The sequence below is a fragment of the Fenollaria massiliensis genome (assembly GCF_023347705.1).
GTDB classification, from domain to species: domain Bacteria; phylum Bacillota; class Clostridia; order Tissierellales; family Peptoniphilaceae; genus Fenollaria; species Fenollaria massiliensis.
In genome coordinates this window covers 850,728-873,875 of the sequence record NZ_CP096649.1, presented here as the reverse complement: position 1 = coordinate 873,875, position 23,148 = coordinate 850,728, and the positions used below count along the sequence as shown (strand labels likewise).

Genomic DNA, 23,148 nt, shown 5'->3' with positions numbered 1-23,148 from the left:
AGGTGACGATATGTCAGACAACATTAAGAAAATGATTGGACAAGTTTTTAATGATATCGCAGATGGATTAGAAACTGGTTCATTCGGTAAAAAAGTACGTGTTGGCTTAACAAGTTTTGGTAGCGAACATGGTACTGAAAACTTAGTTAAAGCTGCAGAACTTGCTCAATCTAGAGATTCTTCAATAGAAGTTGTTCTTATCGGTCCTAAAGCAGAAACAAATTTAACTCAATATGAAGTTTCTGATGAAGATCAAGGATATAAGAAGATGGAAGAACTACTAGATGCTGGAGAGATAGATGCATGCGTTACTATGCATTACAATTTCCCAATCGGAGTATCAACTGTTGGTAGAGCAATAACTCCTGGATTTGGTAAAGAAATGCTTATAGCAACAACTACAGGAACATCTTCTGCACACAGAGTAGAAGCAATGGTTCTTAATGGTATCTATGGCTTAATAGTAGCTAAAGCATTAGGAAATCAAGATCCAAGTCTTGGTATACTAAATGTTGACGGAGCTAGACAAGTTGAAAGAGCTTTTAAACAATTAAATGATAACGGATTTAATATAAAATTTGCTGAGTCACACAGAGCTGACGGTGGAGATGTAATGAGAGGAAACGACTTATTACAAGCTTCATGCGACGTTGTAGTTAATGACTCACTAACAGGTAACATCCTTATGAAGATGTTCTCATCATTCACAACAGGTGGATCATACGAAGCTAATGGTTTTGGATATGGACCTGGTATTGGCGAAGGATTTGACAGAACTATCCTTATAGTTTCTAGAGCATCAGGAGTTCCTGTTGTAGCTAACGCTTTAACATATGCTGCAGGCCTTGTTAAAGGTAATTTACACAAGGTAGCTAAGAAGACTTTTGAAGCAGCTAATGCAGCTGGATTAAAAGATGTTTTAGCATCATTAAATAAAGCAAATGAAAAGAAAGATGACGGACCAAAGGAAGCTGTTGCAGCTCCACCGAAGGAAGTTGTTGAAGAAGCTATTGCTGGTATCGATATACTAGAACTAGAAGATTCAGTTCAAGCACTTTGGAAAGAAGGCATCTATGCTGAAAGCGGTATGGGTTGTACAGGACCAGTTATCATGGTAAGTGCAAAGAACCTTGATAAAGCTAAAGAAGTTTTAACAAAAGCTGGATATATAACAAGTGATGCAAATTGCTAATAAAATGAGGCGCAAGCCTCATTTTTTTATGCAAAAATTTTATGATAATTATGTGATTAATTTAGTTTATTGAAAATATTGCAAAAAATGTATATGTTTTAGTATAAATATATTATAAAAGGTATGAAAAACTTATGATTTAATGGTATAATATACTTGGTGATACTATGGAAAAAAATAAACAATACTTTAATGAATATATTATGGACCTAAGATCTATTATAGAATTATCAAGTTTTTCTTTAATGATACTTAATTTTATTTTGCTACCTGTATCTAAGGTACATAGGCTTGATATAGCTTTAAGTGTATCATTGATTTTTTATTACTTAATCATAAGACCAAGAGTCAAAGATACACAAACATTTTATGTCTTTAGAATTATAGCTAGCAACGCAACTAGAAGGGCTTTTTTACACTTTATCATAATTCGCTTACTAGTTAAAAGAAGTCTTGATGTTTATACTAATCATTATTTTATTAAATATACTATAATTATGACGATTATATTTATAATGTATATAATTATTCTTGCACATATCAGCAATGCTAAATTAGCTAAGAAAGAAAAGTTTTTTAAGAATTTCAAATACAATGATAAATTATTAATTGAAAATTATACGCTTGAAAATTTCGAGAGCTTTAAATATTATAATAATTTAAGTGCTCTTTATTCTGATGATAATACTAATAGTGAACTTATTGATATGAGGTATAATTATCTTATGTCAATACTTTCCAAGCAAGAAGATGATGAAGAACTAGAGAAAATTAGACTTGATATCATCAAAAAAATTGACGAAGCATACAAGTTTATAAAATTTGAAAAAAAGTAAAAAAAGTTCTTGACTTTTAATTTTATTAGTAGTATGATTATAAAGATAAAAAAATATAGGGAGGATATTATGCTTAAGGGAAGAAATTATATTGATCCGGAAGATCTAAGCCTAGAGGAGCTAGATGAGCTATTTGATCTAGGTAAAGAAATTGTAAAAAATGAAAAGGATTTTATTCACGTTTGTGACGGTAAAATCCTAGCTACTCTATTCTATGAGCCCAGCACGAGAACCAGATTTTCATTTGAAGCCGCTATGTTAAGATTAGGCGGAGGTGTTATTGGTTTTTCGGAGCCGGGCTCTAGTTCTGTAGCAAAGGGTGAAACACTAGCAGATACATTAAGAACTGTTAGCTGCTACTCAGACATCATTGCTATGAGACATCCAAAGGAAGGTGCTCCTCAATATGGACACAACGCATGTACAGTACCACTAATTAATGCAGGCGATGGCGGACATCAACATCCAACTCAAACACTTACAGACCTATTCACAATACTTAGCGCTAAAGGCAAATTTGATGGTATGACTATAGGTTTATGCGGCGACTTAAAGTTTGGTAGAACAGTTCACTCACTAATCAAGGCAATGTCTAGATATAGTAATAACAAGTTTGTACTTATATCACCAGATGAATTAAAAGTTCCAAACTACATCAAAGAACAAGTTCTTGATAAAAAATCTATACCATATACAGAAGTAGAAAGACTTGAAGATGTAATTGATGACCTAGACGTACTATACATGACTCGTGTACAAAAGGAAAGATTCTTCAATGAAGCTGACTATGTAAGATTAAAAGACAGCTACGTACTTGATCTTGAAAAACTTAAAAATGCTAAGAAAGATTTAGCAATTCTTCATCCACTACCAAGAGTTAATGAGATAGCAGTTGAAGTTGACGACGATCCAAGAGCTTGGTATTTTAGACAAGTTAAGAACGGTATGTATATAAGAATGGCACTTATAGCAAAGTTATTGGGGGTTAAATAATGTTAAGTATTAATAGTATTTCAAAGGGAATAGTTATAGACCACATACAAGCTGGACATGGCATACAGATATTTGAATATCTTAATCTTAGAGAAGCTGATTACACTGTAGCTTTAATCATGAACGCTCACAGCGAAAAGATGGGCAGAAAAGATATGATTAAGATAGAAAACGAAATAGACCTAGATTTATCTGCACTAGGCTTTATAGACCCAAACATCACAGTAAATGTTATCAAAGATGAAAAGATTGAAAGAAAGATTAATTTAACTCTTCCAGAAATTGTTGAAGGCGTTATAAAATGCAAGAATCCTCGTTGTATAACATCTGTTGAAAGAAATATACCACATAAGTTTGTCTTAGTTGATAAAGAAAAAGGCAAATACAAATGTGCATACTGTGATCATGTTTATGGCGAATAATATGATTATAGATAGATTATTTGAAGAAGTTCAAAAATTGGGCCCAATCTGTGTCGGTTTAGACACAGATTTGTCCTATATTCCAGAACATTTAAATAGTATAGAAAGTATTGCAGATAGAGTATTTAAGTTTAATAAAGATATAATCGACTCAACAAAGGATTTAGTGGCTGTTTATAAACTTCAAATTGCATACTATGAGGCACTAGGTGTTGAAGGACTTATGGCATACAAAAAAACTCTTGAATATCTAAGAGGAAAAAATAAATTAAGCATAGGTGACATCAAAAGATCTGACATTGCTAAGACTGCCGAAATGTATGCTAAAGCACACTTTGAAGGAGATTTTGAAGCGGATTTTATCACTCTTTCACCATTTATGGGATATGACAGTATAAAACCATATCTAAGTTATTTGGAAAGTGGAGAAAAAGGAATATTTGTTTTACTAAGAACTTCAAATCCTGGCGCTTTAGATATAGAATATCTTGAAAGTAAAGGCGAAACATTGTATAATATAATAGGAGACAATCTTGATAAGATTGCTGAAAAATACATTGGTGACTACGGATACTCATCTCTAGGTTTCGTTGTTGGTGATAATATCATGGACAGCGGCGAGCAAGATGATATAAGAAAGAGATTTCCAAGAACATTTTTCTTAATTCCAGGTTATGGCGCTCAAGGCGGAAAGGCTTCAACTGTTAGAAAATTATTAAATGAGCTTAACGGCGGAGTTGTAAACTCATCTAGAGGAATAATAACAAGCCATATTAAGCACAAAGATGAAGCTGATTATGATGATAAAAATTATACAAAATATATTAGAGAAGCTGTTTTAAAGATGAAGGAGGATATTTGTGGCTAGAAATGCATACAAAGAGGGTACGATATTAGAAAACAATCACATTATTGATAATATCTACGTTTTAAAAGTTAGTGGACCGTTTGAAGGTGCACCTGGACAATTTTATATGATTAAATCTTGGCAAGGAACAGACCCTCTTCTAGCTAGACCTATAAGCATCTATGATATAGATGAGGATGGCAATATCTATCTACTTATAGCAAATGTTGGCAGAGGAACAGATATGATGATGAAGCTTAAAAAAGGCGATAAATTATATCTTCTTGGACCACTTGGAAATAAGTTTCCTCTACCTAATAAAGATGAAAAAATAGCTTTAGTTGGTGGTTCTGTTGGCATAGCGCCTCTAAAGTACCTTGCTAGATCTATACAAAATATTACTAAAAATATAGATTATTATGCTGGTTTTAGAGATAATCCATATCTTATTGAAGATTTCGAAGAATATGTTGAAAACACATACATATCTACTGAAAGCGGAAAAGTTGGCTATAAAGGCTACATCATAGACATAATTGAGAGTGAAAAATATGATAAGATTTATACATGCGGACCATTCCCAATGATGAAGGCTTTATTATTAAAGGCTCACAATAGAAATAAAGTCTTAGTTAGCATGGAATCAAGAATGGCGTGTGGTGTTGGTACATGTAGAGGATGCAGTATAAAGACTAAGGTTGGTATGAGACGCGTTTGTAAGGACGGTCCAATATTTGGAGGAGGTGTGTTTTTAATTGACTGATTTAAGAGTTAAAATAGCTGATATTGAATTTAAAAACCCACTTGTAGCTGCGAGCGGTACCTTTGGTTTTGGTAAAGAGTATGAAGAATACTACGATATCTCAAAACTAGGCGGCGTCTCAACTAAAGGACTTACACTTAACCCAAAAGACGGCAATGAAGGCATTAGACTTTTTGAAACACCAAGTGGCCTTATGAATAGCATCGGCTTAGAAAATCCAGGCATACAAGCTTTTATAGATAAGGAACTAGATTTTTTACTATCAAAAGATCTTATCACACTTGTAAACATTGGCGGCAATAACATAGAAGATTATCTAGAAGCAGTTAGATTAATATCTGAAACAGAGGCTCAAATGATAGAGCTTAATATTTCATGCCCAAATGTCAAAAGCGGTGGCATGGCTTTTGGCATAAAAACATGCGTTGCAAAAGATGTTGTTAAAAAAGTTAGAGACATAACAGATAAACCACTTATAGTAAAACTTTCACCCAATGCTAACGATATAGTTGAGATGGCTAAAGCTTGCGAAGAAGTCGGCGCAGATGCACTAAGCCTTGTTAACACATTTAACGCTATGGCTATAGACATAGACAGACGCAAAACTATTTTTAATAACAAAACTGCAGGTTTATCAGGTCCAGCAATCAAGCCTATAGCTTTAAGAATGACATATGAAGTGGCAAAAGCCGTTAATATACCAGTTATTGGCATGGGAGGCATCAGAAATTACACAGATGTCATCGAATTCATCATGGCTGGCGCAAGTGCAGTTCAAGTAGGAACTATGAACTTTACTGAGCCTATGATTATGGCAAATATGGTAGAAGATTTAGAAAAATACATGAACGATAATAAGATAGAAAGTTTTGAAGAGATTAGAGGAATAATTTAATGAGTATAGGCGTAGATATACTTGAAATATCTAAAATTAGAAAATTAATGAAAAATGAAAAGTTTTTGAATCGCTTCTTTAGTGATGCAGAGATAAGCTATATAGAATCATCAGCTAAGGCTGATGAAACTTGTGCTGGAATTTTTGCGGCTAAAGAAGCTATTATTAAGGCTTTGAACGGCAATTTAGCTGACTTACAATATAAAGATATCTCTATAGAGAGAAAAAACGATGTACCATTTGCTTATGTGAATGGTATAAATTTTTTTGTCTCAATCTCACACGATGCAGATTATGCTATAAGCGTTGCAAGTACTGACGAAAATACTTATAAAATAAATATTGATGATGAATTTAAAATATTTAAAAAGAGGAATGATTTTACACATAAAGGCGATTACGGCAAGCTTGCCATATTTGCTGGTTCTTTGTCTATGACTGGAGCGCCTTATTTTGCGTCGCTCGCTGCGATGAGGACTGGCTGCGGTCTATCTTATTTATACATTGATAAGGATATACAAGATATACTTAGCGTGAAGCTATCTGAAACAATAATTAGAACTAATGATAATTATGATTTAGCCGATATGGACGCTGTACTTTTTGGGCCAGCGTGGTCATTCTTTGACGATAGAGATAAAATTTATAAAGATATAATTGCTTCAAATAAAAAACTTGTGATCGATGCAGATGGTCTTCATTATTTAAAGAAGTATGCAGATAAATTAGCTTATAGAGCTGTTATCACACCGCATTTTGCTGAGCTTGCAAGACTATTAGACGTTGATATAGAAAAAATTATAAAAGATCCTAAAAAATATGCGCGCATCGCTAGTGATAAATACGAAGTGGTGGTAGTTTTAAAAGGTCACAATACTATTGTCATGGATAAAGATATTGAATACATAAATAATACAGGAAATCCTGGCATGGCGACAGCAGGCTCCGGTGATGTGTTATCTGGAATTATAGCATCGCTTATTGCTCAAGGCTTTAAAGTCTTTAACGCAGCAAAGTTTGGAGTATATCTACATGGCTTAGCAGGGGATCTTGCAAAAGAAAAATACACAGAATATTCTTTAATAGCGAGCGATATAATCAAGTTTATACCTAAGGCTATTAAGTTGATGGAGGTAAAATAAATGAATGGCAATAGAGCCGCTTGGCTTGAAATTAATTTAAACAATCTTGAGTACAATATCAATTCTATTAAAAAAGCTATCAGACCTGAAACGAAGATTATGCCAGTTATTAAGGCTGATGCTTATGGTCATGGAGCTGTAGCTCTTGCAAAATTTATGGAAGGCTTAGGTATTGACAGATTTGTTGTATCCGTTGCAAGCGAGGCTATGGAGCTTAGAAAAGCAGGCATTGAAGAGGATATACTTATGCTTAACTACTTAGAGGACAATTATTTAGAAGAAGTGGTTAAATATAATTTAACGAGCGCCATATTTAGCTATGAAAAGGCAAAAAAACTTAGTGATGAAGCTATAAGACAAAATAAAGTGGCTAAGATACATATCGCTTTAGATACTGGTATGTCAAGGATTGGCTTTCAAGCAGATGAAGTACACAGAGCAAAGTCTGTAGAAGATATTTTAAGTATTGCAAAACTTGATAATATCGATATAGAAGGTATATTTACACATTTTGCTAATGCAGATATCAAAGATAAGACTTTAACAGAAAAGCAATATGATAACTATAAAAAAACTGTATCCATGCTCGAAGATTCTGGACTTAAGATAAGGATAAAACACGTTTCTAACTCAGCATCCATCATGGATTTAAAGGAATTAAACCTTGATTATGTTAGAGCAGGCATAATTCTTTATGGTTACTACCCATCGGATGAAGTTATAAAAGAAAATTTACCTTTAAAAAAATTAATGCAATTAAAAGCATGCATATCCAATGTTAAAGAAATAGAAGCAGGAGATGGCGTTAGCTACACTTTTTCTTTCATTGCTGATAAAAAGACTAAAGTTGCTACTATTCCAGTAGGTTACGCAGATGGAGTGAGAAGACTTTTACAAAACAAACTAAAAGTTTTATACAAAGATAAACTTTTAAATAGCATTGGAAACATTTGTATGGATCAATTTATGATTGATGCTACAGGAACAGATGCTCAAGTAGCTGATGTAGTAACTATCATAGGTGACGGTACTAACAAGGCTATGACTTATGATGATATTGCTAAAATTGAAGACACTATTAATTATGAAGTGCTAACAGATATGAAAGATAGAATTTCTAGAAAATATTATTACAATGATAAAGAAATAAGCTCACATAATTATAAAGATATATAGCTTAAACTGGTAAAGTTATTGACTTATAAGCGATTTTAAATTATAATATAATTGTCTTACTTATCAGAAAGGATGTGAGAATATGATAAAAAGAGGTGATATTATATATGCAGATTTATCACCTGTCATAGGCTCTGAACAAGGTGGTGTGAGACCAGTCATTGTTATTCAAAACGATGTAGGTAACAAGTATTCACCAACCATCATAGTAGCTGCAATTACAAGTCAACTTAACAAATCTAAACTACCGACCCATATAGAAATAGATGGACCGGAATTTGGCTTGCCTAAAGATAGTGTTATTTTACTTGAGCAGATCAGAACTATTGATAAGAAAAGATTGAGAGAAAAAATTGGAACCGTAACTGATAAGCTGATGGCTAAGGTTGATGCCGGTTTAAAGATAAGTTTAGCGTTAAATAAATAATTTTATTTTACATATAAATTATAGGAGGATAAAATGAGTATTAAAAACATTTCCGTATTAGGATTAGGATATATTGGCTTACCAACAGCCACAATATTAAGTGATCATTTCAAAGTATTTGGATATGATCCAGTAAAAGATAAAATCGAAAAGATTAAAAATGGAACTTTAGAGATTGATGAACCAGGTCTTAAAGAAATTTTAGACAAAGCTCTAGAAGAGGGCAAGATAGAGGTTTCAGATAGGATTCATGAAGCTGATATGTATATCATCTGTGTTGGAACACCTTTTAATGAAGACAAGAGCTGCGATTTAAAATATATTAAGGATGCATGTCACGATGTTTTAAAAGTTCTTAAGAAAGGCGATACAGTTGTCTTAGAATCAACATCTCCACCACGTACTACAGAAGATGTTGTTAAGCCTATACTTGAAAAGTCTGGCTTAAAAGTGTCTGAAGACATATATTTAGCTCACAGCCCTGAAAGAGTTATTCCAGGAAATATTTTATATGAGCTTAAAAATAACCATAGAGTAGTGGGCGGCGTTGACAAAAAATCTGCTGAAATCGTTAGAGATGTATATAAGACATTTGTTGACGCAGAAGTATTTACAACAGATGCAACTACAGCTGAAGTATGTAAATTACTTGAAAACACATTTAGAGATGTAAATATTGCTCTTGCAAATGAAATGCTTAAGATATGTGATACACTAGGTGTAAATGTATGGGAACTAATTGAATTAGCTAATAAACATCCAAGAGTAAATGTTCATACTCCTGGACCAGGAGTTGGTGGACATTGTATTTCAGTAGATCCATGGTTCTTGGTAACAGCGGATAAAGAAAATTCGAAACTAATTCATCAAGCAAGAGATATAAATGACTCTATGCCTAAATTTACAGCTGATGAGATAAAGAAGATAGTAGAAAAAGGCTCTAAGATAGCTATACTTGGCTCATCATTTAAGCCAAATATTGATGACTTTAGAGAAAGTCCAATAACTCATCTTATTGCTTTACTAAATGATGATTATAATGTAGCTGTCTATGATCCATTCAAAAACGATCAAATACTTGAATTTAATGAACTTTATGGTGATATTAGAGAAGTAATTACAGGTGCAGATTTATTGGTTTTAGGCGTAAATCATAATCAATTCCAACTTCTTGACTATAAAGAAATAAAGAAAGTTATGAATAAAAAGAATATTTTTGACACAAGAAACTTTATTGATAGAGAAAAAGTTGAAGAACTAGGATTTAATTATTATTTATTAGGTAGTGGAGAACTTGAGTAAGATATTATTTATTGCAAATCAATTCCCGCCAATAGGTGGAAGTGGTGTGCAAAGAAGTTTAAAATTTGTAAAGTATCTATCAAGGCTTGGCAATGAAGTCTTAGTCGTATCAAAAGACGCTAGCAAAGACTTAAAAGATGACAGCTTATTAAATGATGTTCCTGAAAATGTGAGAGTCATCAGACTTAAGGCACATGACATTAACAATAGCGGTCTTATTAAAAAAGTCTATGCTAAGTTTTTTGCGCTTCCGGATGCTGAAGTTTTTTGGTATAAATTTAATAAAAAAGAAATTGAAAAGATTGCTCTAGAATTTAATCCAGATGTTATATATACTACAAGTTATCCTTATTCAGAACATTTATTTGGATTATATCTAAAGGAGAAATTTCCTAAGATGAAATGGATAGTCGACTATAGAGATGAGTGGACGAATAATCCATTCCACCTAGATAGCTTTTCATCAAGAATAAAGATGAAATTATCAAAAAAGACTGAGCTTGAAATAAATTCTAAATGCGATTATTTCATTACAAATACTAGATTTATGCTTGATAATTTTATTGCTGACTTGCCTGAGCTTAAGAGTAAGTCCACATATATACCCAATGGTTACGATGAAGAGGACTTTTTAGGCATATATCCAAAAGAAAAGAGCGATAAATTTACCTTTATTCACACAGGTGCTTTATATGGAAGAAGGAATTTGCATGAATTTTTATCAGCTTTGAAAGAGCTTATTGATGAAGGCAAAATTGATAAGAGCGATATTAGGATAAATATAGCTGGCAATGTAAAAGACTCTCAGATAGAAGAGTATAAAAAGACTTATAATTTAGAAAAAGAAATTAATTATTTATCTTATCTAGCTCATGAAGAATCAATAAGAAAACTTCTTGAGGCAGACGTACTTTTGCTTTTAATAGGCAAGGGCAAAGGTTCTGAGAATTTTTATACAGGAAAAGTTTTTGAATATCTAAGAGCTTACAAAAATATTTTAGCCATAGTTCCAAAGCACGGAGCAGCAGGAGAGCTTATAGAAGAGACAAAGACTGGCGTTGTTGCTGAGCCGGGAGAGACTAGAGAGATTAAAAACGCTATAATGAAGCTATATGAAAACTATAAAAGCGAGAATAATTATTATGGCAATAAAGAGCTTATCAAAAAATATTCAAGAGAGGCACAAGCAGAAGAGCTTAATAACATTATAAACAAAATTTTGGAGGAATAAATGAAGAAGAAATTCAAGATAAATATATTTGATATATTTATTATATTAATCTTGTTATTACTTGTATTTTTACTTATAAACAGAAAGAATATTAAGTCTAGCATAGGTAAAGAAGCAAAAAGAACAGTTATAATCACAGCAGAAGCTAAAGATAATATTACTAGAGATTCAATCAAAGATTTAAAGCCGGGAGATAAATTATTCGCTCAAGAAACATTTCAAGACGGAGAAATTATTAGCGTTGATATTCAAGCTAGAAAGAATGAATTGGTAAAGACAAATGGCGAAATAATCGTTGTTGATGACGCAGAATTTGTTAACCCTATAGTTAAGATTAAGGCAAATGTTAACTATACAGGACCATACATGTCTTTAGGCGGACAAGAGATAAAAGCAGGTGTTGATATGTACGTTAAAACAAAGGACCATGCATATCTTGGCTATATAACAAATGTGGAGGAAGTAGATGAAAATAATAGATAATAAATTAAGATTATTTGGCAAAATAAGTTTATTAGATATACTAGCAGTATTGATTGTAATAGGCTTAGTTTTCTTTGCTTCACTTAAACTAATGAGAAAAGATGTAGCTGATATAACTTTAGGTAAAACTACTGAAAAGTATGAGGCAACACTTTATTTATATGAAAATAAAGGCAATACTGATTGCATAAGAATTGGCGATCAACTAGGAGAGATGAAAAATCACTTCGATATCTTTGTTAAAGATGTCAAAAGAGAAGACTACTACGTAAACACAGTTGATAACAATGGTGAGATTAAAAAAGTGATTGATCCACTTAAAGAAAAAACTGTAGTTACTATAGAAGGTAATTTTTCTAATGTAAGCAATTCACTTAAATTTGGCAAGCAAGAGTTAAGACTTGGCTCAACAATATTCTTAGAGTCTGATAACTACAGACTTAGTGCTCTTATAGCTGATAGAAAGAAAGTTGATTAAAATGGAAAAACTATTTAAAGAGAGTTTTTTATATAGATTATATGTCTATATACTTTCTCTACTTAGATCAAGCTTTCTATTTGACTACACAAAGCCGCAATATAAACAAAGGACATATAGTGACAGTCTAAAGGGAAGCTTTTTATATAAGTTATTAAATAAGATTGATGCAAGGATGTCTGTATTTTATAAAAAACTTAACACGGTTTATAGAGATAGCTTTATTCATGTTTTAGTCGATAAATTTAATAATTCATTTCATGAGTCAATCATTTACAAGGGCTTTATTAAGCTAACAGGTGTAAAATACTTTGGCTTTATTTTTGTCTTAGTAATAGTTTTTTATATATTAACTGACTACATTATCAGAAAAATTCCTGGACTTAGCTCATTTGCAAACTATTGGGATGAATTTTATTTCTTATTTATGATTTTTTATCTAGCAATGAGAAGGATGAACTCAAATGGCAGCATTAAGTATAATTTCACTCCATTTGGTTTTGTTCTAGCTATATATTTTATTCTAGGAATAATACATGTACTTGTAGTTCAACCAAACACTAAGATAGCTATAGAAGGCTTTAGAGCAATGTTTCAACATGTTTTGTGGTACTACATTTTTGCACAATTCTTCACAAGCGAAGATATTGTCAAGACTGTGTCAAAATTTATATCACATGGCGGGTTTTTACTTGGTCTTCATGCCATATATCAATTTATATTTAAAGTGAAAATGCCAGGCAATTGGATAGACTCAAGCGAATCGATAAAGGTAAGAGCCTTTTCTATAGTTGGTTCGCCTAATATACTTGGTGTTATATTTGTATTAATTTTACCATTGGTAATATCATTATTTTTAATTGAAAAGAATAAAAAGATTAAAGCAGTATATTTTATCGAGACTATGGTAATGCTTTTAGGTTTGTTATTAACATACTCAAGAGGAGCGTGGATAGCTTTTGCGTTAGCTATGCTTGTATTCATTTTATTTACAAACGTTAGAGTATTAACTCCATTTGTGATACTTGGATCTTTATTTATAGTCTCAGGAAATTCATTATCAACAAGACTTTTATATATGTTAACACCAGAATATATGTTTAAATCAGCTAGTGGAGGCAGAATCTATAGATGGACTATAGGTTTAAAAGTTTGGTCAAAGCATAAATTCTGGGGCGTTGGCCTTGGTAGATATGGCGGAGCAGTTGCTATAAACAATGATTTATCACCATTCTACTTAGATAATTATTATTTGAAGACCTTGGTTGAAACAGGTTACTATGGCGTATGCGCGATTGGCTTTATGATACTTGGATTTTTAATATCTACATTAAAAGTAGTTTTCACTCAAAAGAATTTAGATAACAAAATATTAGCATGCGGACTTTTTTGCGGCGCATTAGGTGTTTTAATACAAAATTCTGTAGAAAATATTTTTGAGTTCCCAGCCATGATTATATATTTTGTTATGTATGCAGCACTAATCATGGGATTAAGAAACAAAGGAATTGATTATGAAAGTACTTCATCTAATTAGTGGCGGAGATACTGGCGGAGCCAAGACTCACATCATAAATTTACTTTGCGGTTTAAAAGATAAAGTAGATGTAAAATTAGTTTGCTTTATCAAAGGACCTTTTGCTGACGATTTAAAAAAGCATGGCATAGATGTTGAAGTTATAGAGCAAAAAAGCAGATTTGATTTCTCTGTTGTAAATAAGCTAAAGGACCTCATAGAGAGTGAAAATTTTGAGATAGTTCACTCACATGGAGCTAGAGCTAATCTTATAAGCTACTTTTTAAAGAAAAAAGTAGCTGCTAAGTTCATAACTACTGTTCACAGCGATTATTTATTAGATTTTAAAGATAATTTTTATAAAAATATAGTTTTTACCAATCTTAATAAATTTGCCTTAAAAAGATTTGACAATTACATAGCAGTTTCCGATAGTTTTAAGGACATGCTAGTAAGTAGAGGATTTGATAAGGATAAGATATTTACTATATACAATGGTATATTTTTAGAAGATAAAATAATAAAAGATAAAGAAAGCTATTTAAAAGAGAAAAATATTGATTACAAAGATAAGTTTATAGTTGGCATACTAGCTAGACTTGACAAAGTTAAAGACCATGAAACATTTCTAAGAGCGGCAAAAGAAGTGATTGATAAAGATAAATCAGTAATATTCTTAATTGCAGGTGACGGACAAGATAAGGAACACTTATTAAGTCTAAGAAAAGAGCTTGATTTAGAGAATAATGTTTATTTCTTAGGTAATGAGACGCATCCTTATGATTTTCTTAATGCAATTGATATAAACGTCTTATGCAGCTTAAGTGAATCATTTCCTTATGTCATAATGGAGGGTGGCTCACTTAAAAAAGCTACTATAGCGTCAAGAGTTGGCGGCATACCTAAGATAATTTTAGATGGCGAAACAGGAAAGCTATTTGAAAAGCAAGATTATAAGGCTCTTGCTGCAGATATACTTAAGCTAAAAAATAATTCTGATGAGCGTAAAAAACTTGGTGAAAATTTATATACTAGAATCATTGATAATTTCACTCATATAAAGATGGCTGAGAAGCACGTAGAAATTTATAAGAAGATTCTAGCAAAGCATGTTATTATGTCAGGCTACTTTGGTTTTTCAAACTCAGGCGATGACGCTATATTAAAGTCAATACTTGAGTCTTTTAAAGCCTTGGATCCAAATCTAAATATAAAAGTACTGTCAAAGGATCCTGGTCTAACAGAGAAGGAATATGGTGTTCCAGCTGTTGATAGATTTAAGCTCTTTGATGTAATTAAGAGCATTAAAGCATCTGACATGCTTATAAGCGGAGGCGGAAGCCTCTTACAAGACAAGACAAGCTCCAGATCAATTTGGTACTATTTATTAATAATGAAGCTTGCTAAGCACTATAAGAAAAAAGTTTTTGTTTATTCGAATGGTGTTGGACCGATAAATAAAAAATTCAACAGAAATTTCACAAGAAGAGTACTTAACAAAGTTGATTATATCACGCTCAGAGATATTGATTCATATAATTTCATTAAATCAATTGGTGTCAATAATCAAAATGTAAAAGTTTTATCAGATCCAGTCTTTAATCTAAAAGAGGCAAGTGATGAAAGCATTCGTGAGAAATTTGATATAAATAAAGATACAGTTTTAGTTTCGGTTAGGTCATGGATGAATGACGAAAAACTTATAGATGAGCTAGTTAAATTTTTAAATTATCTTATTGATCAAGGAAAAAATATTGTTTTCATGCCAATGCAGATGCCAAGAGATACGACTATATCAGAAAAAATTGCAGCAAATTTAAAATCAAGCAAGATAATCGATGAAAAATATCCAGTTGAAATACTTATGAATCTTATGAAAAACGCTGATTTTATCGTTGCTATGAGACTACACGCTATGATATATGCAATTCATCAAAACTTGCCATTTATTGGACTTTCTTATGATCCAAAGACTGAGACACTTCTAAAAGATTTTGATGAGAGCATAAATATTGACGTAGATGGTATTAATTATGATGATTTAACTAAAGCTTATGAATACATTAGTAATAATAGAAAAGATTTTATAAATAAATTAAGTTCTATTAATGAAGAAAATAAGAAAAAGGCAATAGAAGCAAGCAAGCTTGCACTAGAACTTTTAAAGGATGATGCTTATGGACATTAAAATTTTAGGTGTAAGAATAAATAATATTGACATGTCAGAAACCATTGCGAAGATTAATGAATTTTTTGATAATGATAAACTTAATTATATTTACACACCAAATCCAGAGATAGTTATGAGAGCTGGAAGAGATGATGAATTTAAAGAAATAATTAACTCAGCATCACTAAATTTATGCGATGGAATTGGTCTAATGATAGCATCAAAATTAAAGAAAAAGCCGCTCAAATCAAGAGTTACAGGCTATGACACGTCTATCAAGATATTGGAGTTAATGAACGAAAAAGGTCTCTCACTGTTTTTGTTAGGCGCTAAGCCTGGTATAGCTGAGAAAGCTATAGAGAAGATTAATAATGATTATCCAAACATAGTCGTAGCAGGCTATAACAACGGGTATTTTAAAGGTAGTCACAATGGCAATGCATCTTGCGATGAAGAAGAAGCTTTGATAAAAAAGATAAATGATTCAAAGGCGGACGCCATCTTTGTAGGCATGGGAGCGGGCTATCAAGAAAAATTTATCTATTATAATAAAGATAAAATTAAATCAAGGCTTGCAATTGCTAATGGCGGTGTCATAGATGTATTAGCTGGCAATGTCAAGATAGCGCCAGCTTTTATAAGAAGGATAGGTATGGAATGGCTGTATAGACTCATAAAGGAACCAAAACGATTTAAAAGACAACTGGACATACCAAAATTTTTAATGAAGATAATTTTTACAAAAAACGCAGTAGAGTATATAAATTAAAATAGGAGGTTAATATGGACGTTAAACAAAAGGCAATAAATACTATTAGGGTATTATCGGCGGAAGCTATTGAAAAAGCTAATTCAGGCCATCCTGGTTTGCCACTAGGAGCAGCGCCAATGGCATTTACATTATTTAATGAGCACTTAAAGCACAACCCAAAGAATCCTGATTGGATAAACAGAGACAGATTCATCTTATCTGCAGGACATGGATCAATGCTTCTATACTCATTACTTAATTTATATGGCTATGGACTAAAGATTGAAGACTTAGAAAATTTCAGACAATTTGACTCACTTACACCAGGTCACCCTGAGTATATGCATACAAAGGGCGTTGAAGCAAGTACTGGACCACTAGGACAAGGTATTGCTATGGGCGTCGGTATGGCTATAGCTGAAAAACATTTAGCAGCTTTATTCAATAAAGATGACAATAAACTTATTGACCACATGACTTATATACTTTGCGGTGACGGATGTCTACAAGAAGGTATTTCAAACGAAGCATCATCTTTAGCTGGAACACTTAAGCTAAATAAATTAGTTGTTTTATATGATTCAAATAACATTACTATAGAAGGCGATACAAAATTTGCTTTCACTGAAAATGTTAGAGCAAGATATGAAGCACTTGGCTGGAACACTCTATACGTTGAAGATGGTAATGATATCGAGGCTATATCCAAGGCTATAGCTGAAGCAAAGAAAAGCACTGATAAACCAACATTAATTGAAATTAAGACTAAGATTGGTTATGGCGCTACTGGCAAAGAAGGAAGCGCTGACGCTCACGGAGCACCTTTAGGAGCTGAATCACTAGCTGCACTTAGAAAAAATCTTTCATATGAAGAAGAAGGCTTCAATGTGAGCAAAGACGTTCTTGACTATATGAAAGAAAAGAGCGTAGAGCTAGAAAAATATGAAGAAGATTGGTACAAAAAATTAGAAGCATACAAAGCTAAATACAAAGCTGATTATGACAAGCTTATGAGCTTCTACGATAAAGAATTAAGTGAAGAAGTACTAAAGGCATGTACTGATATAGAACTAAAAGATGATGCATCAAGAAGCTCATCAGGCAAGGTTCTTAACAAGGTAAGTCACGTATTAGAAAATCTTATGGGCGGATCAGCTGACCTAGGTCCATCAAATAAATCAGTTATGAATGATGAAAAATTCTTCTCAAGCGAATGTCCAGAAGGAAGAAACATACACTTCGGTATCAGAGAGCACGCAATGGGAGCCATTGTTAACGGAATTTTACTTCATGGCGGATTAAGATCTTATGCAGCAACATTCTTGGTTTTCTCAGATTATATGAAGCCATCAATAAGACTTGCATCACTAATGAATTTACCTGCAATATATATATTAACTCATGACAGCATAGGCGTTGGCGAAGACGGACCAACTCATCAACCTATAGAGCACTTAGCAATGCTTAGGAGCATACCAAACATCAATGTAATTAGACCTGCTGACTCAAGAGAAGTTTGCTACGCTTGGCAAGCAGCTTTAATGAGCAAAGAAACACCAACATGCTTGATACTTTCAAGGCAAGGATTAAAACTTCTTGATAATTCATCAGAGGAGGCTTTAAAAGGCGCTTATATAGTTCATAAAGAAATAAAAGATGCAATTGACGCTATAATCATAGCTACTGGATCAGAAGTAGCTTTGTCAATAGACGCTGCAAAAGATTTAGAAGCAAAAGGTAAGTCAATAAGAGTTGTTAGTATGCCATCACAAGAAATATTCTTAAATCAAGACAAAGAATATATCGAAAAGATACTTCCATCAAATGTTAAAGCTAGAGTATCAGTAGAAGCACTTTCAACAATGCCATGGGGCAGATTTGTTGGTCTAGAAGGTACTGCAATCGGTATCGATAGATTCGGTTCATCAGCACCAGGAAAAGTCTTATTCGAAAAATACGGAATCACTAAAGAACACGTTGAAGAAGAAGTAAGCAAACTTATAGAAAAATAGTTAAAATTACAAAACCCTCTTTACTCATTATGAGTAGAGAGGGTATTTTTATGCAATTTGCTTATATAAATATAGATATTAGTTAATAGAAAGTACTTGACTTTTAATATTAAATATGATATATTCGAAGTGAAAATATTAAAATAAATGAAAATGAAATAGGAGGTACAGTATGGATTTATCGAATGGTGAATTACAAGTTATGGAGCTTCTATGGCAAGGAGATGTTTTAGATGAGAACGGAGAAATACAAGCTTTAGAATTGTCCAAAATTTTAAAACAGAAATATGGAATTAGTAAAACTTCTGCCTATACATTTATAGGTAGGCTCATTGAAAAGGGGGTCTTAGATAGGCGTTATCCAAAATATACGATTAGTGTTATTATGTCACGCGAAGAAGCTTTACTTAGCAAGCAAAAAGAAGCGTTTCAAAAATTATTTAAAGGATCTCTTGTAAATATGTGTAAAACATTTTTAAGCACAGAAAAAGTTTCAGAAGAAGAACTTGAAGAAATGAAAAACTTATTAGAAAATTTTGAAGTAGAGGACAGTAAAGGTGCTAGTAGACATATATAATGAATATGCTTTGCTAAAAAGTTTTAAAAGTTTCTTACTAATAATATTAATATTACTTGTAAGAAAATCTTTAAACAAAAAAGCTTTTAAATCAGCAAGTATTATTTTGTGGGCGATCTTATTTGTATACTTAATATGTCCATATCAAATTTTAATTAAAATTGAAGAATTTAACTCAAATAAAGTATTTAATTTTATATTATACATTTTAAGTTTTATGGACTCAGTTATAAGATTAATGTCACAGAAGGCAAGTTATGTATTATATCCAATTAATCGTTATATAGTAACAGTGATTATTTTGTGCTATGTTCTATATAAATATATAAAATTTGATAAAATTATGAAGGACTCAAAAATAATACATGAAAATAAGTGCATAGATTATATAAAGTCTTTTAAATTAAGAAGGACAGTCAGTATTTATATAAATAATAATTTAAAAACTCCAGTGACGTATGGCTTATTGAAGCCTAAAATAATTCTCCAGTCATATATACTAAAAGATGAAGAATTATTAAAGTATGTCATGATTCATGAGCTAACACATATAAAAAAATTTCATATCTTATTTAATCATATAGTAAATTTTGTAGCTTGTGTTTTCTGGTGCAATCCACTACTTATTATTAGTTTGAAATATCTAGAGCAAGATATCGAAATCTTTACAGACAAAGAGGTCATTTCAAGATTGGGAGATACTTTAGAATCAAGAAAAGGCTACTGTAAGTCAATGTTTCAACTTATGAGCAATTCAGTAAAAAGAGATGAAGTAAGTTTAAAACTTAATCCAAATTTAGAAAGGATGATTATAATGAAAAATTACAAAAAAACAATACTAGGCACATTTATTTTCGCTTTAACATTTCTTTTTAGTATGCCAGTTTTTGCTAGTGTAGTTAAATTAGAGAAAGATAGAATAGAAGTTATTGGAACAGAAGTAGAGTTTCAAAGTGTTGACAATTCTGATGGAAGAATTCATATTATAAGTGAAGAAGAATATAGTAAACTAAAATTAAATGACATATATACAGCACAATTAAAATCTGTAAATGTGAATAATAATTTAAGACTTGGAAAATTAGAATATACTAATTATTTGTTTGATAATTCTAATTTAGGAGGATTAAATTATAATGGTTTTGCACTTAATTTATCTGACTTAAGCTGTAATGGTGGAATTAAATACAATATTATTATTATGGAAAATAATAAATTAGTTTATGATAATGAGTTTAATGATAACGTGATAATTAAAATGAAGACAATGGAAGGATGTAAATATGAAGTATTAATAAGTAATAAATCAACTAATGTTTTAACTGGAAGAATTAGCATAAATGTTTATAAAGAATAGTTTTTTCATATTTTAATACTAATACAATTATAATTTTATAATGCTAGCTATAATTATAATTGTTTAAATAAAAAAAACTATAGTGATATGGGGGTGCATGACTGATAATTAATTATATTATATAAAATTTATGATTGGATTGTTAACAAAAGGAGGATTATTATGAACAAGAAAAAAATATTATTATTAACAACAATACTAATTTTTACACTTTCATTATTTGCTTGCAATAGGGATGTATCAAATAATGATAATGGGGACTCTAAGGAAAGTGTAGTTAAAACTTACAAATTCCTTAAAGTAAATGAAACAGAGATAGAAGCTCAAGAAGTTATTCTGTTAAATTCATTTCTAGAAGAAGATAAAAAGGAACTAGAAAGGTTAGAAATACCTGAAGATGAATATCCAGGTGGCTTTTATTATAAGGAATTAGACAATAAGGAGACTCTTAAAGCTGATGAAAATACAAAAGTAACGATTATTGATGTTGAGGAAAAGTATGCTAAAGATACAAAGGGCGATAGAAAATATACTTTTGAAAGCTTTAAAGATTTTGCTTCCTTGTTTAAAACAAACGAGGATTTAGCAAATAGAATTTATATTGTTGAAACAAAAGATGGTAAAGTAATAAATGCAGAGGAGAAACTTACAAATTAGTTTTTACTCAATACGATTGGAAAACATTATTAAGGCGATTAGAATTATCTCTAATCGCCTTTAAAATTTCTTAATATTATTCTTCTGAGAAATTATCGAAATAACCTTTAATATAAACAATAGGTGTACCTTTATCGCCGCTACCACTTGTTAGGTCGCATAGTGAGCCAATAAGGTCTGTTAATTGTCTTGGTGTTGTTCCTTGTGATTCCATTGAACCAACTAAATTATTTCCTTTATTATGAATTTTTTCTTTTATAGCTTCTTCTAGCTTTTCGCCTTTAAGTCCAGCAAAACTATTGTCAGCGATATATTTAAGTTTTATCTCGTTTGGTGTACCTTTTAAGCCATCAGTAAAGGCAGGGGATACAACAGGGTCTGCTAGCTCCCAAATCTTTCCGATTGGGTCTTTAAATGCACCATCGCCATAAACAAGAACTTCAATCTTTTTGCCAGTTTTTTCTTTAATTTTTTCTTGTATAGCATATACGACATTGTCACAATCCCTTGGGAATAACTTTATCTTGTTTTCAGTAGATTTGTTTGAACCAAGTAGACCATATTTTTCATTATATCCAGATCCATTGACAGGAGCATTCAAAATTTCTGATAGACAGAAAATCTTTTCAGCACCAGCATTTTTAAGTTTTTCTTTAGTTCTAATGCGAGTGTGTATGCTACAAACTAAGATATTTTTAGTATATTTTAGTACATTTCTTTCATTATTTCCAAAAAGCATAACTGCTTCTGCACCAGCTTCTTCAATAAGTTCTTTGTAATATTCAATGTAGTCAACTTTTGTAAATATATGTCTAGTATCAGGAAAGCATTTTTTAAATTCTTTTTCTTCAACTATCTCACCATAAGGATTGATGTCGAAGTTATCAAGCTCATCTGGGTCACAAAGGTGGTTACCAACCTCATCGTGTGGGTAGCTTAATAAAACATATACTTTTTTAAAAGCTCTAGCAATACCTTTTAGGCAAATTGCAAATCTATTTCTGCTCATAATAGGGTGAATTAGAGCAACTTCATCACAGTTAAATTTATTTTTAACATCATTAGTTATATCATCAATTGTGGCAAAGTTATTCATTGACTTAGCAACTATAGATTCAGTTAAACCAACAACATCTCTATCATCGATTTTAAAGTTTCCAGCCTCACTAGCTTTTAATATAGTATCAACAGCGATGTCTACAATATTATTTTCTGCTGTAATTATAGGGCATCTCAAACCCATTACATTTGTACCAATATATCTTTTCATAATACTCTCCTTTGGAAATTTCTAATTTTTCTATCTGTTATAAGAACAGGAACCTTCATATCGAATCTACTAATAACAACTCTATATACATAAAGCTCTTCAAAATTTATAGCAACGATCTTAGTTCTTTTATCAAGAGAAGCTAGGAATCTATCGTAATAACCGCCGCCATAGCCCATCCTAAAGCCTCTGTGATCAAAGGCAACCCCTGGAACTATAACTAAGTCGAGTTTTTTTCTATCGAAATTTTCTTTCTTCTCCGGTTCTAGTATACCATAAGTCGATGGTTTTAATTCATCAAAATTTGTAATTTCTTGTAAAAAAAGGCTTCTATCTTCTTTTATTGAAATAGGTAAGATAATCCTCTTGCCGCTACTAAGCGCTGTCTTTATAAAGTCATGAGTATTAACTTCAGTGCCAAAGCTTGCGAAAGCCATGATATTAGTAGCGTTTTTATATTCATGAGTCGCCATCAATTTATCAATAATTATCTTTGATTTATTAATTCTATCTGTTTCGGAGATATTGTTTCTTATCTCTAAGAGCTGAGATCTTAGTGTTTTCTTATTCAAAGAAATTCCCCCTTTATTTTTTATCTGTTTTGTATTATAATATATATGTATATTTTACCACAAAATGAATATAAATGAC

At 31.6% G+C, this 23,148-nt stretch carries 23 protein-coding genes; 21 read left to right on the top strand and 2 right to left on the bottom strand.

What is annotated here, in order from left to right:
- Positions 1-10 precede the first annotated feature (10 nt).
- From grdD to M1R53_RS04375, 21 genes are all read left to right on the top strand, one after another.
- Positions 11-1,192 carry a glycine/sarcosine/betaine reductase complex component C subunit alpha gene (grdD, locus tag M1R53_RS04475; RefSeq protein ID WP_249242124.1) on the top strand — a complete coding sequence of 394 codons (1,182 nt, stop codon included), beginning with the start codon at positions 11-13 and terminating at the stop codon, positions 1,190-1,192.
- A 167-nt stretch (positions 1,193-1,359) separates the two neighbouring features.
- Positions 1,360-2,028 (top strand): hypothetical protein, encoded by a 669-nt coding sequence (locus tag M1R53_RS04470; RefSeq protein ID WP_070599914.1) that lies wholly within the window; start codon positions 1,360-1,362, stop codon positions 2,026-2,028.
- A gap of 69 nt (positions 2,029-2,097) precedes the next feature.
- Complete coding sequence (pyrB, locus tag M1R53_RS04465) at positions 2,098-3,021, top strand: aspartate carbamoyltransferase (RefSeq protein WP_019213618.1); 924 nt, start codon at positions 2,098-2,100, stop codon at positions 3,019-3,021.
- On the top strand, positions 3,021-3,443 hold the full coding sequence (locus tag M1R53_RS04460) for an aspartate carbamoyltransferase regulatory subunit (RefSeq protein ID WP_019213617.1): 423 nt from the start codon (positions 3,021-3,023) through the stop codon (positions 3,441-3,443). Before pyrB ends, M1R53_RS04460 begins: the two co-directional genes overlap by 1 nt.
- A gap of 1 nt (position 3,444) precedes the next feature.
- On the top strand, positions 3,445-4,311 hold the full coding sequence (pyrF, locus tag M1R53_RS04455) for an orotidine-5'-phosphate decarboxylase (protein WP_249242123.1): 867 nt from the start codon (positions 3,445-3,447) through the stop codon (positions 4,309-4,311).
- Entirely contained in the window at positions 4,304-5,053 is a 750-nt protein-coding gene (locus M1R53_RS04450) for a dihydroorotate dehydrogenase electron transfer subunit (protein WP_070599906.1), read from the top strand. The genes pyrF and M1R53_RS04450 overlap by 8 nt, the downstream gene beginning before the upstream one ends.
- Positions 5,046-5,948, top strand: a complete 903-nt coding sequence (locus tag M1R53_RS04445) for a dihydroorotate dehydrogenase (RefSeq protein WP_249242122.1) — start codon at positions 5,046-5,048, stop codon at positions 5,946-5,948. Before M1R53_RS04450 ends, M1R53_RS04445 begins: the two co-directional genes overlap by 8 nt.
- Positions 5,948-7,090 (top strand): NAD(P)H-hydrate dehydratase, encoded by a 1,143-nt coding sequence (locus tag M1R53_RS04440; protein WP_249242121.1) that lies wholly within the window; start codon positions 5,948-5,950, stop codon positions 7,088-7,090. Before M1R53_RS04445 ends, M1R53_RS04440 begins: the two co-directional genes overlap by 1 nt.
- The gene (alr, locus tag M1R53_RS04435) at positions 7,091-8,266 is read left to right on the top strand and encodes an alanine racemase (RefSeq protein ID WP_249242120.1); all 1,176 of its coding nucleotides are present in this window, start codon (positions 7,091-7,093) and stop codon (positions 8,264-8,266) included.
- Between the two features lie 82 nt (positions 8,267-8,348).
- Positions 8,349-8,693: a type II toxin-antitoxin system PemK/MazF family toxin gene (locus M1R53_RS04430; protein ID WP_019213611.1), complete on the top strand. Its 345-nt coding sequence runs from the start codon at positions 8,349-8,351 to the stop codon at positions 8,691-8,693.
- 33 nt (positions 8,694-8,726) lie between these two features.
- Complete coding sequence (locus M1R53_RS04425; RefSeq protein ID WP_249242119.1) at positions 8,727-9,995, top strand: nucleotide sugar dehydrogenase; 1,269 nt, start codon at positions 8,727-8,729, stop codon at positions 9,993-9,995.
- A gap of 46 nt (positions 9,996-10,041) precedes the next feature.
- On the top strand, positions 10,042-11,226 hold the full coding sequence (locus M1R53_RS04420) for a glycosyltransferase (RefSeq protein ID WP_249242118.1): 1,185 nt from the start codon (positions 10,042-10,044) through the stop codon (positions 11,224-11,226).
- On the top strand, positions 11,227-11,709 hold the full coding sequence (locus M1R53_RS04415; RefSeq protein WP_249242117.1) for a DUF4330 family protein: 483 nt from the start codon (positions 11,227-11,229) through the stop codon (positions 11,707-11,709).
- On the top strand, positions 11,693-12,187 hold the full coding sequence (locus M1R53_RS04410) for a DUF4330 domain-containing protein (protein WP_019213606.1): 495 nt from the start codon (positions 11,693-11,695) through the stop codon (positions 12,185-12,187). The genes M1R53_RS04415 and M1R53_RS04410 overlap by 17 nt, the downstream gene beginning before the upstream one ends.
- Before the next feature lies 1 nt (position 12,188).
- Positions 12,189-13,724, top strand: a complete 1,536-nt coding sequence (locus M1R53_RS04405; protein ID WP_249242116.1) for an O-antigen ligase family protein — start codon at positions 12,189-12,191, stop codon at positions 13,722-13,724.
- The gene (csaB, locus tag M1R53_RS04400; protein ID WP_249242115.1) at positions 13,702-15,891 is read left to right on the top strand and encodes a polysaccharide pyruvyl transferase CsaB; all 2,190 of its coding nucleotides are present in this window, start codon (positions 13,702-13,704) and stop codon (positions 15,889-15,891) included. The genes M1R53_RS04405 and csaB overlap by 23 nt, the downstream gene beginning before the upstream one ends.
- Positions 15,881-16,642, top strand: a complete 762-nt coding sequence (locus M1R53_RS04395) for a WecB/TagA/CpsF family glycosyltransferase (RefSeq protein WP_249242114.1) — start codon at positions 15,881-15,883, stop codon at positions 16,640-16,642. Before csaB ends, M1R53_RS04395 begins: the two co-directional genes overlap by 11 nt.
- A 14-nt stretch (positions 16,643-16,656) precedes the next feature.
- Complete coding sequence (gene tkt, locus M1R53_RS04390) at positions 16,657-18,636, top strand: transketolase (protein WP_249242113.1); 1,980 nt, start codon at positions 16,657-16,659, stop codon at positions 18,634-18,636.
- A 172-nt stretch (positions 18,637-18,808) separates the two neighbouring features.
- On the top strand, positions 18,809-19,213 hold the full coding sequence (locus tag M1R53_RS04385) for a BlaI/MecI/CopY family transcriptional regulator (RefSeq protein WP_249242112.1): 405 nt from the start codon (positions 18,809-18,811) through the stop codon (positions 19,211-19,213).
- Entirely contained in the window at positions 19,194-20,570 is a 1,377-nt protein-coding gene (locus M1R53_RS04380) for a M56 family metallopeptidase (protein WP_249242111.1), read from the top strand. The genes M1R53_RS04385 and M1R53_RS04380 overlap by 20 nt, the downstream gene beginning before the upstream one ends.
- A gap of 162 nt (positions 20,571-20,732) precedes the next feature.
- On the top strand, positions 20,733-21,227 hold the full coding sequence (locus M1R53_RS04375) for a hypothetical protein (RefSeq protein ID WP_249242110.1): 495 nt from the start codon (positions 20,733-20,735) through the stop codon (positions 21,225-21,227).
- A 76-nt stretch (positions 21,228-21,303) separates the two neighbouring features.
- Here M1R53_RS04375 and M1R53_RS04370 read toward each other — a convergent pair whose 3' ends face one another.
- Together M1R53_RS04370 and M1R53_RS04365 are read right to left on the bottom strand one after the other, a co-directional pair.
- Positions 21,304-22,497: a coenzyme F420-0:L-glutamate ligase gene (locus tag M1R53_RS04370; RefSeq protein ID WP_249242109.1), complete on the bottom strand. Its 1,194-nt coding sequence runs from the start codon at positions 22,495-22,497 to the stop codon at positions 21,304-21,306.
- On the bottom strand, positions 22,494-23,069 hold the full coding sequence (locus tag M1R53_RS04365; RefSeq protein WP_019213599.1) for a 5-formyltetrahydrofolate cyclo-ligase: 576 nt from the start codon (positions 23,067-23,069) through the stop codon (positions 22,494-22,496). The genes M1R53_RS04370 and M1R53_RS04365 overlap by 4 nt, the downstream gene beginning before the upstream one ends.
- Positions 23,070-23,148 lie beyond the last annotated feature (79 nt).

Coding starts and splice junctions, on each gene's coding strand:
- M1R53_RS04430 (WP_019213611.1), top strand. CDS start 8,349: ATGATAAAAAGAGGTGATATTATATATGCAGATTTATCACCTGTCATA.
- grdD (WP_249242124.1), top strand. CDS start 11: ATGTCAGACAACATTAAGAAAATGATTGGACAAGTTTTTAATGATATC.
- M1R53_RS04395 (WP_249242114.1), top strand. CDS start 15,881: ATGGACATTAAAATTTTAGGTGTAAGAATAAATAATATTGACATGTCA.
- M1R53_RS04375 (WP_249242110.1), top strand. CDS start 20,733: ATGAACAAGAAAAAAATATTATTATTAACAACAATACTAATTTTTACA.
- alr (WP_249242120.1), top strand. CDS start 7,091: ATGAATGGCAATAGAGCCGCTTGGCTTGAAATTAATTTAAACAATCTT.
- pyrF (WP_249242123.1), top strand. CDS start 3,445: ATGATTATAGATAGATTATTTGAAGAAGTTCAAAAATTGGGCCCAATC.
- M1R53_RS04385 (WP_249242112.1), top strand. CDS start 18,809: ATGGATTTATCGAATGGTGAATTACAAGTTATGGAGCTTCTATGGCAA.
- M1R53_RS04440 (WP_249242121.1), top strand. CDS start 5,948: ATGAGTATAGGCGTAGATATACTTGAAATATCTAAAATTAGAAAATTA.
- M1R53_RS04410 (WP_019213606.1), top strand. CDS start 11,693: ATGAAAATAATAGATAATAAATTAAGATTATTTGGCAAAATAAGTTTA.
- M1R53_RS04460 (WP_019213617.1), top strand. CDS start 3,021: ATGTTAAGTATTAATAGTATTTCAAAGGGAATAGTTATAGACCACATA.
- M1R53_RS04470 (WP_070599914.1), top strand. CDS start 1,360: ATGGAAAAAAATAAACAATACTTTAATGAATATATTATGGACCTAAGA.
- M1R53_RS04425 (WP_249242119.1), top strand. CDS start 8,727: ATGAGTATTAAAAACATTTCCGTATTAGGATTAGGATATATTGGCTTA.
- M1R53_RS04370 (WP_249242109.1), bottom strand. CDS start 22,497: ATGAAAAGATATATTGGTACAAATGTAATGGGTTTGAGATGCCCTATA.
- M1R53_RS04405 (WP_249242116.1), top strand. CDS start 12,189: ATGGAAAAACTATTTAAAGAGAGTTTTTTATATAGATTATATGTCTAT.
- csaB (WP_249242115.1), top strand. CDS start 13,702: ATGAAAGTACTTCATCTAATTAGTGGCGGAGATACTGGCGGAGCCAAG.
- tkt (WP_249242113.1), top strand. CDS start 16,657: ATGGACGTTAAACAAAAGGCAATAAATACTATTAGGGTATTATCGGCG.
- pyrB (WP_019213618.1), top strand. CDS start 2,098: ATGCTTAAGGGAAGAAATTATATTGATCCGGAAGATCTAAGCCTAGAG.
- M1R53_RS04415 (WP_249242117.1), top strand. CDS start 11,227: ATGAAGAAGAAATTCAAGATAAATATATTTGATATATTTATTATATTA.